This is a genomic window from Xenorhabdus griffiniae (assembly GCF_001028135.1).
In the GTDB taxonomy this organism is placed as follows: Bacteria; Pseudomonadota; Gammaproteobacteria; order Enterobacterales; family Enterobacteriaceae; genus Xenorhabdus; species Xenorhabdus bakwenae.
This window is the reverse complement of the sequence record NZ_LDNM01000053.1, coordinates 79061-93302: the sequence shown is the minus strand read 5'-3', so window position 1 is coordinate 93302 and position 14242 is coordinate 79061. Positions and strand designations below refer to the sequence as shown.

Genomic DNA, 14242 nt, shown 5'->3' with positions numbered 1-14242 from the left:
ATTTAAAAATGATAGCTCTTTCAAGATAATAACGCTTGAACAATAAGGGAAATATAAATGACTTTAGCTTACTCCGATAAGTTGGAGTTATCAGGTTTAATCATAAATGAACCCATATACACTATGGTTTTATTTATGATTTAATCATTTTAATTTAATGCAATCTTAACATTAAATTAATATTTATTTAATGGATAATGCTATGTCTGAAAAATTTGTACAAACCATCTCAAGTGTTAATTATAACAAAGGCGTATTCTCTCTTTATTTTGTCGGTCAGGAGCCTAATCAAATGGCGAGTGGCATGCTGGCGGAAAATGATCAGGAATTGCAATTAAAACAAGTGATCCATATGCCTGCCTCTGGTTTTATGTATATGGTTTCCATGGTCAAAAGTATGCTTGAGGATCCAAGAATGGAAGCCGAAATCAATAAACTGATTGCGGCTGGTTTCTTACCGGTGCCTGAGAGCAGCGAAAGTGAACAACCTGCGGAAGTTACGGCTACAGCGCCAGAATCTTTTGAGCCTAAAAAACGTTCAGCACGTAACGCCGGAACATCGAAATAATATCAGCATCCTATCAGGTAGTTGCTAACTTATGGTGATCACATATCACTTGGCAACACTGAGTGCGCATGAAATACAGGCAATGATGGGTGGGGTGATGTTGCTTTGTCAGCACTCCCCCTTGCACCGACGTTACTCCGTTGCTGAATGGCAACAACGTATCTTGCCGTCATTCCGGCTTAATCAGTTTTGCTATTACGAAGATGAACATCAACGCCCAGTTGCTTTTTGTAATTGGGCTTTTTTGTCTGACAGCAGTCGGGATGCCATTCTTGCCGGTGAACGGGAAATTTCACCGGAAGATTGGCGTTCCGGCCAGCATATCTTTTTTCCAGAGATGATTGCCCCTTTCGGACATGCGCGTGACATTGCCTGCGATCTGCGCCGGCGTGTCTTTGCCGCCCGGAAAGGACAAAAAGCCTGCACCGTCAGGGGAACGCTGGATGTGCCAAATAACCGCTGTATCCGTCGGGTACAGTGGTTCATAGTTTAATTTTTACCCAATATCAGGATTATTTTATGGGAAAATCATCTAACCGCAGTACAGAATACTTCTTTACCGGTAAATATGAAGATGATAATGACGGAAACACAATACACGCCATTGGTGTTGGTGGTGTCATTAATGCCTATGGTGGCAATGACTACATAGTCGTCGGCTCTTTTAGTGCAACCGTTAATACAACATGGGGGCATGACACCGTAGTCGGTGCTGCCGGATATCTGAATGTCAATGATACGAGTGGTAGCCTGACGGTTAAAGGCGGGACTGGCTATACCTCAATCAATAAGACACAGAGCGGGTTGATAACGTTTGAGGGGGTTTCCGGTGGAGTGAAAATCAACCATACCGGAGACAAGCATGGCATCTCTTATTCTGGCGCCGCTGGATATAATAGTATCACCCGTAAGGGCCTGGAGGGTGATATTAGCTTTAAAGGGGCGGGTGCATACAACGAATTATGGCATGAAACTAACCAGGGAAATTTCTATTTTGGCGGCGCGGGTGGCGCAAACAAGATCGATCGTACCTGGTTTAACCGTTATCAAGGTTCCACTGGTGATTTGACATTCAAGGGTGCTAGCGCGGCAAATATCATTAGCTCCAGAGTTGAGAGTGGCAACATTGATTTTGAGGGCGCGGGAGCAGCCAACACTATTGTCCGTAAAGGTAAAAGTGGCGACATAACGTTACGTGGTGCAGGGGCATCTAACCGTATTGAACGTACCCGTCAGGTCGATGATATCTATTCTGAAACCAAAGGAGATATCCGGTTTGAAGGCGCAGGCGGTTATAACAGCCTTTACTCTGATATTGCACAGGGTGATATCTATTTCACGGGTGCCGGTGCTTATAACGAAATTACCCGTAAGGGAACCGCCAATGACTTCGGCAGCGAAGGAATGGAATATACCAGCGCCGAAGAGGTTGTGCTGACAACAGCAACCCTGAGTGGCTCATGGATTGGTAGTTCCCATCAGGTGACAGGGGTTAAATCAGTACGGGAACCAAACACTTACCTGTTTGCGTTTGAGGATGGGACTCACACTAAAATCAACAAGGTTCAGCTGCGCAATGATCCCGCAACGGGTAAGCTGAGATACATCTCGACCGCGTGGTATAAAGCAGGGAAACATCTTAACGGGCTGGAAAAACGAGATATCTCGACTCAGAGTGGCTTCAGTTCAGTCGGTGAAGATGGCGCATATACGTTGTCAAACCTGACCGTTGAACAGCGGAAACCGGTAACAGTTCATGCGGTTGAGAAAAAGCTGACGGAAAACCAGTGGGTAAATTATGGCAATGGTGTCCAGATTGACGCAGCAGATATCACTTTATCTGATGCCAAAATGGGCGGTTATGCCATTTACCGTGATGGAACCACGGTTGACGTAAAAGCGGTCAAATCCCACCGGAGGCCAAACACCTATATTTATGCTAAGCAACTTGGCGAACACACCAAGTTTGTGGTGGTGGAGCTGCGGAACGATCCCAAAACAGGAATGCTGCAATATATCGCTCGCCCCTGGTATAAAGAAGGTAACCATATAGCTAATCTGGCGAACGCAGATATCTCTTATGCCAATGGTTACCACGATATGGGAGCCGGCAGTTATTCGCTCAGTGATCTTCATTACAGTGTGAATACGGTGCGCACAAATTCCGGCCGTGTGCCTGATCTGCATGAATATCGTGATCTTGAGCTGTTCAGGTCAGCCACTGGCGGCGGTGACAGTTCGGGTGATATTCATTATGCCGGGGCCGGTGGTGGTAATATCATCAAATCCAACGTGACCCGTGGCAATGTCAGCTTTAAAGGGGCGGGCATTGCGAATGTGATTAAGCATAGCTCTGAATTCGGTAACACTACATTCGACGGTGGTGGTGGGGCAAACGTCATCATCAAAAAAGGCAAGAAAGGTGACCTGAACTTCGATGGTGCCGGCATTGCCAACGTTTTACTGCACCAAAGCCAAAGTGGTGATCTGAATGTCAAGGCGGGTGGCGCAGCAAACGTATTGGTTCGCGTTGGCGATGGCCGTTATCTTGCTCACCTTCTGGCTGTTGGCAATATCTCCATTCATAAAGGCAATGGCAACAGCCGTATCGCAATGGGCGGTGGTTTCAATACCCATACCCAAATCGGTCATGGTGATGCGTTCTGGACGGGTATTGGCGGTGCCAATGTGCTGACCCAGGTGGGGAACGGTAATGTCTCATCCATACTGGCGGGTGGCACTAATATTCTGACCAAAGTGGGTGAAGGCGATTTGTCATCAGCCATGTTTGGCGGCGCCAATATTATTACCCATATCAGCAATAACGAAACGGCGGATCCCGGTTCGGCAAATACATCGGCCATTGCGCTGGGTGGTGCCAACATCCTGACGAAAAAGGGTAAGGGTGATGTTCAGGCCGTTATGGGCGGTGGCGGTAATGTCCTGACCCATATGGGGGATGGTAAAACCACCGGCGTTATGCTGGGGGGAGTCAACATCCTGACCAAAGTTGGCCAGGGTGATACGACTGGCATTATGTTAGGCCTGGGTAACGTTCTGACCCATGTTGGTGACGGGCAAACGCTGGGCGTGATGGGCGCGCTGGGTAACATTTTCACCAAAGTGGGTGATGGCACTACTATTGCGGCGATGATTGGTGCAGGCAATATTTTCACCCATGTCGGTGATGGCAATGCCTGGGCGCTGATGGGCGGTAAAGGCAATATCTTCACCAAAGTGGGCAATGGCGATGCACTGGCCTTGATGCTGGCACTGGGTAACGTATATACGCATTTGGGTGATGGCAAGAGTGTTGCCCTGATGATCGCCAAAGGCAATATTGCGACCAAAGTCGGCGATGGCGATGCCCTGTCTGCCATGATTGGCAAAGGCAATATCTTTACCCAGATTGGTGATGGTTCCACTTTCGCGGCCACGATTGGCGGGGCAAACGTGCTGACCAAAGTGGGTGATGAGCTGACGGCAGCTTTGATGGTGGGTGAAGCCAACATTTATACCCATGTCGGCAACGGCACCAGCATGGGGTTGTTTGCGGGTAAAGCCAACATCATGACGAAAGAGGGTGATGGCACCACGCTGTCGGCCATGTTTGGTGAAGCCAATATCATGACCCATGTCGGTGATGGTTTAACGGGGGTATTGGCATTAGGCAAAGCCAACATCGTGACGAAAGTCGGCAATGATTTTATGGGCGTTGTGGCCGCTGCCGAAGCCAATGTGGTGACCCATGTTAATCATGAAGGTAATAGCACAACAGCGGCCGTGTTAGCGGGCAAAGGCAATATTCTGACCAAAGTCGGTGATGGAACCGCAGTTGGCCTGCTGGTTTCTGAAATCGGCAATATCATGACCCATGTTGGTGACGGCACGACGGTCGGGTTCGCCAAAGGTGAAGGCAACATCATCACTAAAGTGGGGGATGGATTGGGCATCAATGCTGCCTGGGGTAAAGCCAATATCCTGACCCAGGTTGGTGACGGTGATCGCTATAACTTTGCCAAAGGTGATGCCAATATCATGACCAAATTCGGCGATGGTCAGGAAGTGACTGTTGTCCAGGGGCAAGCCAATATTGTAACCCATGTCGGCAACGGTGATGATTATACCGGTGCCTGGGGCAAGGCTAACGTGATCACCAAAGTCGGTGATGGCCGTAACGTTGTACTCGCTAAGGGTGAGGCCAACATCGTGACCCAAATCGGCAATGGGGATAGCTTCAATGCGTTATGGAGCCAGGGCAATATCGTCACTAAAGTGGGTGATGGTATGCAAGTGACGGCGGCCAAAGGGAAAGGCAATATCACCACCACGGTGGGGAATGGCCTTAGCGTGACAGCGGTTCATGGCGACCTGAATATCAATACCAAAGTCGGTGATGGAGTTGCCGTCAATGTGGCCTGGGGTAAACTCAACGTCAATACCCGTGTGGGTGACGGCCTGAATGTTTCCGTCATGAAAGGCACGGGTAATGCCAATATCCGCGTGGGTGATGGCCTGAACATTAACGCCTCTTATGCCCGCAACAACGTGGCAATTCAGGTCGGTAATGGTGATTTTTATAGCCTTGCGGTGGCGGAAAGCAATACCCAGAGCAATAAATTGAATGCACTGTTTGACAATATCAAACAGACCGTTCTGGGCAGCGCGGGCAGTCAGGGCATCAATTATCTGGTAAATGGCGATGAAGCAAATACCTCAGGAACCCATAAAGGACGCGGCGCCATTGACCTGCCGGAAGTTGCTTCCCTGAATGGTTTCAAACTGACAAAAATTGATGAAATCTCGTCTGATTTGGCAAAAGATTTGAAAGGTTCTGTGACCGGTGTTGATACCCCAGATATTATCGGAATCGAGAAGAGACTTGGCGATAAAAAACGCCTGAACTCGAATCAGCCCCGCAATTTAATCGTTAATGGTGATTTTGAACAAGGGGAGATGGGATGGATATCCACCAAGGGCATAGAAGCCAGCTATTCGGCCAAGGCGTATGGACTGAGTGATGAAGGGCATGGTGAGCGGGTCAGTGAGCTTGATGTCAACGGTAATACATCTCTCTGTCAGCTCATTAAGAATTTGACGGCGGGTGAAAAAATTACCGTTAAGTTCGATTTTGCCAGACGTGCTGACATTTCTGCGGATAATGGCTTGAAAGTATCGTGGAATGGCAAAGCTGTTTTTTCGGCTGCCGATGGTAACAGTGAGTGGCAAAACCAAACCCTGACTTTAACCGCCATGGCAGGCAGTAACCTGCTGATGTTTTCTGGAACCGGCTTAGATGATGGCTTGGGTTATGTTCTGGATAACGTCGTTGCCACCTCTGAATTGTCTGTTGCTGACCATGTGCAACAGGATAAAGCGGCACACAATGCCTTGCAGGACAAGGAAAAAGCGGAAGCCGATAGCCAACGTCTGGCTCAGGAAAAAGATAAACAACTGGCGGCGATTGCCGGCACCCAGTCACAACTGGAAGCCACCGATCTGGATGCCCTGAACACTAACGGGCAGAGCCAACGTAATGCCATCAAGGAAGAAGCGCAGGCGGTGACAGATGAGATGCTGGCGCAGATTAAGGGGCTGGAAACACTGGATATCCATGCCACCTATCAGGGTGAATCAGGCCAACCATGGCGTGATCAGTTCGCGGCTGGTTTACAGCAGCGTATTCAAACCGAATTGAATCAGTCGGGTGAAACTGCGCAGAATCAATTGGATAATATCCAGGCAGCGATAGCAGCGCATTTGGGCGATACTAAAGATGCTGTCGCTAAATCAGAAGCGGGCGCACTTAAGGCTGAGCAAAACCAACAACATGCCGAGCAGGATATAGAAACGGCATTTATCCAGGCCAAAAACAGGAAGAAAGAAGCCCTTGCCCATGAGCTAAAAGCTAAACAGGCAGAACATGATGGTAATCTGACAGTACAACAAGCAGAGCAGCATGGTCAGCATGAAGTCTCTGCGGCAGACAGTAAAACCGTGCAAGTACAAAATAATGCCAAGGGTTCAAAACTGGATGACAACCATAAACCGGTTCGTACAGGTGCAACAGGCAGCGGTCTGTCCGGCAAAGCTTATGAAGCGAATTACTCTGAAGACATTGAACAAGCAGAAAAATCCAAGAGTAATATCAATGCTGATTTGACTGTTCCGGCAGATGGCAGATTCAGCAAGCGATTGCAAGCGCTGGATAAAGATCTGAGCGAACTTGACGATGCCAAAGAGGCCTTAAACCGCTTGCAGATCAATGCAGGAATACGTGCTAAAAAAGTGTCTGGCGGATCTCGCCTAACGTCTGCTCATAACGAAACGTCGGACAATCAGGAAGTTAGCCAACCTTCGGCTGTAGTGACTGAATGGGGCAGGGACACACCAAGAATTTCGGGGCTGGATCTCAGTGGCCTGAAAGCGTTGAGTGAAAACCTGATTCCGCCAGATTCAGTCAATACTTCTGGTGGTTCTGTCGCAAGCCGGGCACAGAAAGTGGCTAATGTTTACCGTTGGTTGGATAGTGACAACAAACTTGCCACTGAAAAATATATTCCTGTGCCGGGGTTTACCCGCGTGGATGCAGAGATCCCGGATGACCGCAGACAAGAAATGGTCACCCATATTGAAAACTATCTGCATCTTACTGATAATGAAAATAGCGTACCGAGAGAACAGTATACTTCATTATCGAAACTATTTATCGATGCAACAATAGATTACGATTGGGATAAGCGCGTCGAATTCGTCTCAAGGCTGGAAAGCTATGGTTATAGCTTCGAACCTGTACATGGTGACAAGAGCATCGTTTCATTCTGGTCTGGCGAAAATTTCAAACAATACCGTTCAGTTCTTGATGCAGTACAGACTGATGGCAAGAAGGTCGTTTACGATATTGATGTAAAAGGTAACGCTTTTGCTATTGATCTGAACAAGAAGTTAATGCTCTGGGGCGCAAGACGCCTCGATCCTGACATTAGTGAGCAGAAGGCCCTGCAATCGGCCATTAATGCTTCGGCATACAGCAATACCGGATTCTGGAGTTCCCTCTATGCGACCGGATCTCGTGATGATGTCTATGTCATTTCGGAAGGCGGATTGCCTATTGGCAACTACTTCTGGAATGTTGAATTACCTGTATTGCGTCAATTGCAGCGTGAAGGTTTGGTCGGGGAAATTCGCCTGCTGGATAAAGCGCCCAAAGAATATCAAGGGATGTCCCCTGAATCCATTGGCCGCAGATTGACTGACGCGGGAGTTTTTGTAAGAGCACGTTTTGATTCCCTGAGCCTTGCAGAGCAGGAAAGGCTGCTTGCATTGAATCCTGAAAAGTATGAACCATATACATTGGTTAATCTGGATATCAAAACCAGCGCCATCGATAACCTGCTGAATCAGGCCCTGCCATTCTATGGTTTGCGTACAGAACGCAATTTGCTGGTGAGTGAAGCTGATGGAGAAGGCTTTGAAGTCCGCCCGTGGCCGGGTAATAACAGTGATAGCGTCAAAACTATCATGCTGGAAAATCCAAAAGATTCCGCTCAAATTAAATCTATTGAGCGTTTTATTCTTGCCAATTATGACAATTACGACCAACTGCCGGATGAGCTGCATCTGGTGAAAGATCGCATTGTTTCCTTTGATCACGGGCGTACCCGCATTATCGCTGAAAAAGCAGACGGTAGCTGGAGCTATAAACCAAAAACCGATTTGATGTCTGCGGCAGAGTTACAGGAAGCGGCTTATGTTAAAGGCAAGATCCTGGGTGATAGTTATCGCAATGTATTAGATGCCCTCAGCAATTACCAAAATACCTTGCAAACCAGCAAAGATTATGATTTTGAGGCAGTGGATAAATTAACCGACCTGCTTCATCAGATTGAAAGCTATTTGCAGGGGCATCCAGATTCAGAACGTGTTCCTGCGCTCCAAAATTTGTTATCACAAGTGAGTGTACGTCTGGAGGAATCGCTGGTATTGGCAGATATTACACCCAGAAGTGGTGAAAAAGTTGCCATTAATAACGACGGTACGCCACCGCGTGACAGAGAACCATTCAATCCAGTGACTCGCTTCCTGAATGATGCGCTTTATGGCTCCAGAGAAGATCGCCGTAACGTTGATAATTACACCCAAATAATGTTGGATGCGGCAGTCACTCAGGGTACAGCGGATAAGATCACGCTCCAGGGTGACGCTGGGCGTCTAACGGGTTATTACCACAACGGTACTCAAAAAGATCAGGAAGAACAGAGTCCGGCGAAAAAAGTCGTGCTTTTCATCCACGGTTCCGGCTCATCTGCGGAAGAGCAAGCCAGCATTATCCAAAATCAATACCAAAAACAGGGTGTGGATATGCTGGCGGTGAACATGCGGGGTTATGGCTCCAGTGATGGTCATCCAAGTGAAAAAGGGCTTTATCAGGATGCCCGTACCATGTTCAGCTATTTGGTTAATGACCGTGGCATCAAGCCTGAAAATATCATTATTCATGGCTATTCTATGGGGGGCGCTGTTGCGGCGGATCTTGCCCGTTATGCCGAGCGCAATGGACAAGCCGTCTCTGGTTTGCTGCTTGACAGGCCAATGCCAAGTATGACCAAAGCGATTACCGCCCATGAAGTGCCGAACCCTGCGGGGATCACGGCGGGGCTGGCTAAATTTGTTAATGGTCAGTTCTCGTTGGAGAAAAATCTGCAAGGCATCTCGAAACAGACGCCAATCATGCTATTGACCGATAATGAAGGATTGGGCAAGGAAGGGGAAAAACTGCGGGCTAAACTGGCTGTGGCGGGTTATCAGGTATCGGGTGAACAAACCTTCTATGGTCATGAAGACAGTGGGCTGATGAGCCAATATGCTGATCTGATTGTCTCGACACTTTCTGCACCTCAGCGTGAACAGGGTCGCGTGAAGGCCGGCTTGCTGGAAAAATTATCTCGTATCGTGTTTGATAGCAAATCAGGTGGAAAAGAGTTGGATGAACACTCACTCCATTTCTTCCAGAGTGCGTCTCTGCTCAGTAAACCTCAAGCTGACGAATCAGAGGTTCTCAAAGGCGTTAAGGATGACCTGAAACGTTACCAAGAATCACTGAAACCACAGAATGATGCAGGCATAACGACAAAGGATATCCGTGCAACAAAAGATTTCCTGACGGGTTACCAGCAAGGCCATGCACAGCAGGTGGTGGAGGGTTTCCGTCCAGACATGAATATCAAGCAACTGGTGAATTTGCTGGTTAAAGGTAACTGGAGTCCGGAACAAAAAGGGGCTTTGGCTTGGGAAATTGAAAGCCGCGCTTTGAAAATCGGCTTCCAGCCAAAAGCTGAGAAGTTCAATCGTCTGTTCCGTGATATCACGTCAACGGGTATTGCTGACAAGAAAGCAAGTGAACAACAGGCACCACAATTGTTCTTGTTGAATCTGTCAAATGATGGTTTTGGCGGACGTTGTGACCCACTGTCGAAATTGGTTCTGGTGGCGAAACAACTTGAAAATGAGGGTCAGGAAGGTGTTGCCCGTCAATTGCTGGAAAAAATGTATTCTGCGGCAGCGGTACTCAATAATCCAGACCTGTATTCTGCCACTGAGCAAGCCAACGCAAATAAGCTGTTGGGATCGCTGGCGGCACTCCATGCCAGGAACCCAATGACAGATACTTCCATCAAGGTATGGAAAGAGAAACTGGAAGACACGAAAGCACTGACAGTCGATGGCGTCGTCCAGAAAATTACCGCTGGCAATACAGAAGGTAAATCCGTGCTGCTTGAGCTGGATGGCCCGGATCACGCAATGGCAGCGTGGGCGAAAGGCAGTGGTGAAAATCGTGTTTATGGTTTCTATGATCCAAACGTAGGGATTGTTGAATTTTCATCGGCGGAGAAGTTTGGCGCTTACATGACGCGTTTCTTCGGTGAGTCCGGCCTGAATATGGCACAAGGTTACGGATTGCCAAAAAATGCGGCAGGGGAAACTATCTTCAAGCGTACGGTGGTGATCGATGGTGAAGTTTTGGCAACTTATCGTCCAAGATGGGCTGATAAATTCACTATGCGGGACATCTTAGCACTGCCCGTGTTTGATGATACCCCAATCAAGAAACCGACCGAGACTGATGCAACTCATGGCGTGAAAAAACCATTAGGTGATGACTCGCTGGAAAGTCATATTCATGTGAATAACCAGGACGTCAATTCTTGGGGAAATATTGAGGTCAAACCACAGCCTGAAAATAGCGACAGCCGCTTTGCCGGGCAGATCATTATCCAGACTGAAAATGATCCTATTGTTGCGCAAGCCGCCGCGAATCTGGCCGGTAAGCACCCAGATTCCACTGTGATTGTTCAGCTCGACACCAATGGTCAATACCGCGTGGTGTATGGTGATCCGGCTGTCTTGGCCGATAAATTACAGTCCGGCAAATTACGCTGGCAGATTGTGGGGCATGGGCGTGAAAAATCACTACAAAACCACACGCGTGTCAGCGGTTACAGTGCAGATGAACTGGCCTTAAGACTGAAACAGTTCAGTACTGATTTCAAACAGGTTGGCATGCCTGATCATATCAGCCTTGTCAGTTGTTCCTTGATCAGTGATGACAAACGGGATGGTTTTGCCCGTCGCTTTATTTCAGCACTGGATGAGCAGGGTATCCAAACCACCATATCGGCGCGCAGCAGTGAAGTTGCGGTAGACAGTATTGGCCGTAAATACACGAAAGATGCGCAAGAACAGTGGGTTCACAAGCTCACGGATAATAAGCTCGTGTTGGGGTGGAATGACAAGGGTGAAGTGGAAAGCCACTCCGAACGCGTTCGTCGTGGTATCTCTGAACGTGACATCAACTTGTCCCGCGTCGGTCAGGCAGATGTGGATGCAAAAGCGCAAGGCGCGATTGCTGATAATAAAGAGGCATTCCATGCACCAAAACAACGCGATGCGGTGGATAACCCTTCAGCGGCGGCATCATCCAATAACCAACTGAGCTATTCCGGCAATATTCAGGTACAGGCGGGTGATGGTGAGTTTACGGCGATTAACTGGGGCACGACTAACGTAGGCATCAAGGTTGGTACAGGTGGCTTTAAGTCTCTGGCCTTCGGTGATAACAATGTGATGGTTCACATTGGCAATGGTGACAGCAAGCACAGTGTTGATATTGCCGGTTATCAGGCACTGGAAGGGGCACAACTGTTTGTCGGTAACCGCAATATCAGTTTCAACATGGGACGCAGTAACGATCTGATCGTCATGCTGGAAAAATCCATTCCAACCCCACCGTTGGTTAACCCATTTGATGGTGCAGCCCGTATTTCGGGTGTCCTGCAAAACATTGCCGGAAAGTTTAACTCACCAGATTGGCCAGCGACCCAAAACCAGCAATGGACACTGGAAAGTGCGAAGAAATATGTCAGTGATCTGTCTGGTCTCGATTTGACCAGCAGTGTGGATTATAAAACCCTGACGGATCTCGACTCACAAAATGAACGTAGCAGCCGTGGCCTGAAAAATGATCTCGAAAGCACACTGAACAAAAAATACAACCAATGGCTGGGTGGAAAGGGTAATACCCCAGAAATGGGGACAGTCAGTCGGGCAGATAAATTCCGTCAAGCGAATGAAAAACTGGCTTTCAACTTTGCCGTGGGTGGACAAGGTGCTGATATTCAGGTTACGACGGGTAACTGGAACTTGATGTTCGGTGACAATATCCAGTCGATTCTGGATACCAACCTGGGATCGCTGTTTGGCTTAATGACGCAGGAATATACCTCAACGGGTATGGCAAAAACCACCTTTACCTTTAGCCCAACGGACTTGCCACGTCAGCTCAAAAATAAATTGCTGGGCAATCTGGCAGGTGTCAGCGCGGATACCACGCTGGCGGATATCTTTGGCGTGGATTATACCGCGAAAGGCGCTATTGTCTCCCGCTCAGGCCAGCCTGTTGATGGCGTTGCCATTCTGCGTGAAATGCTGGAAATCATCGGTGAATTCAGTGGCGATCAACTGCAAACCTTCACTGATCCAGAAAAACTCCTTGATAGCCTGAAAGCCAGTCTGAAATTGGGGGTTGAGGGCGTGAAATCTTTTGCGGAAAGCCACGGTCTGAAAGCCAAAGCCCCTGATGAGAGTCAGGAAGGGCATATCTCTATCAGTGAAGGGGATAAATCAGCACCAGAAATGGCAGAGTCTCAAGCAGATCGCGCCTTTGGGTTGACATCCCTGAACCTGCCATCCCTGAACCTGCCATCCCTGAACCTGCCAAACCTGAACCTGCCAAACCTGAACCTGCCAAACCTGAACCTGCCAAACCTGTTTGCCACGCTGTTTAACCGGGATAAGCAGGCTGAGATGAAATCGCTGGTCACTAACCTGAAAGAGAACCTGACAGCCGATTTGCTAAACATGAAGGATAAAACCTTCGATTTCCTGCGTAAGAGTGGTCATTTGCAAGGCGATGGTGACATCCACGCCTCTTTGGGTAACTACAACTTTAACTGGGGGGGTGACGGCAAAGATCTCGGTGCCTATCTGGGCGATAACAACAACTTCTGGGGCGGCCGTGGTGATGACGTCTTCTATTCCGTAGGCACCTCGAATATCTTCACGGGGGGTGAAGGTAATGATATGGGTGTTCTGATGGGGCGTGAAAACATGATGTTTGGCGGTGCAGGTAACGATGTGGCTGTATTGGCTGGACGGATTAACTACGCCTATATGGGAAGTGGCGATGATCAGACCTTTGTCTTCGGTGAAGGTGGCGTGATTGATGGCGGTAAGGGACGTGATTATATCGTGGCTTCCGGCAACTTTAACCGCATTGATGCAGGGAAAGATCAGGATTATGTTGTCGCCATTGGCAATAACAATCAGGTTGATTTGGGCGAAGGGAACGACTTTGCGACGGTCTTCGGCAACGGTAACCGGATCGATGGCAAAGAAGGTGACAATGCTATCAAACTGATGGGTTATCACGCTGTTATCAATGGGGGCACAGGTAACGATCACCTGATTGCCGATGTGGTATCTAAGTTCAGCCAGCTTAACGGCGGCGATGGTGATGATCTGTTGGTACTGGGCGGATATCAAAACCGCTTCAAAGGCGGCACGGGCGTAAATAGCTTTGTGGTCAACGGTAATGTGATTGATAACGTGGTTGAAGATATCAAGCAAGGCGACAAGATTATGTTCAACGACATCAATTGGCAAAACCTGTGGTTCCAGCGCAGCGGCTACGATTTGGTTCTGTTGACTCAGCGTAATATCAAAGATACCTCGGCACAGGAGCAGTTTGAGGCATTGGGTTCTGTGACTTTTAATGATTACTTCAAGGGTAACCGTGCGGATATCATCACCCAAATGGGGGATAAAGATGCACAGGGCGAGCGTGAATATACGTTACTCTCTGCCAATGCAGTCGATTCTCTGGTGCAGGCCATGAGTGGATTCGCGCCGACTATGGGAGATAGCGGCTTTATTGATGCGCTTGATAGTAAATCGAAATCAACCGTCATAACGGCTTGGTCTGATACCCTCAACGGGAAATCTAAACTAGCCTGATAGTTTTATTCACTGAACTTAGTTAACAAAATGGCCCATGTATGAATGTGGGCCATTATTCAATTAATGTGTTATTGGCATTGACTTTAATTGCGGATTAAA

3 protein-coding genes are annotated in these 14242 nt (G+C 48.2%); all 3 read left to right on the top strand.

Annotated features, from left to right (window positions below; all coding sequences use genetic code 11):
- Positions 1 to 202: 202 nt before the first annotated feature.
- The 3 genes from AAY47_RS12465 to rtxA are packed head-to-tail and all read left to right on the top strand — an operon-like array spanning position 203 to position 14140.
- Positions 203 to 568: a hypothetical protein gene (locus AAY47_RS12465; RefSeq protein ID WP_047770348.1), complete on the top strand. Its 366-nt coding sequence runs from the start codon at positions 203 to 205 to the stop codon at positions 566 to 568.
- Between the two features lie 31 nt (positions 569 to 599).
- Entirely contained in the window at positions 600 to 1061 is a 462-nt protein-coding gene (rtxC, locus tag AAY47_RS12460; protein ID WP_047770346.1) for an RTX toxin-activating lysine-acyltransferase RtxC, read from the top strand.
- 26 nt (positions 1062 to 1087) lie between these two features.
- The gene (gene rtxA / locus AAY47_RS22740; RefSeq protein ID WP_047770344.1) at positions 1088 to 14140 is read left to right on the top strand and encodes an MARTX multifunctional-autoprocessing repeats-in-toxin holotoxin RtxA; all 13053 of its coding nucleotides are present in this window, start codon (positions 1088 to 1090) and stop codon (positions 14138 to 14140) included.
- The last annotated feature ends 102 nt before the right edge of the window (positions 14141 to 14242 follow it).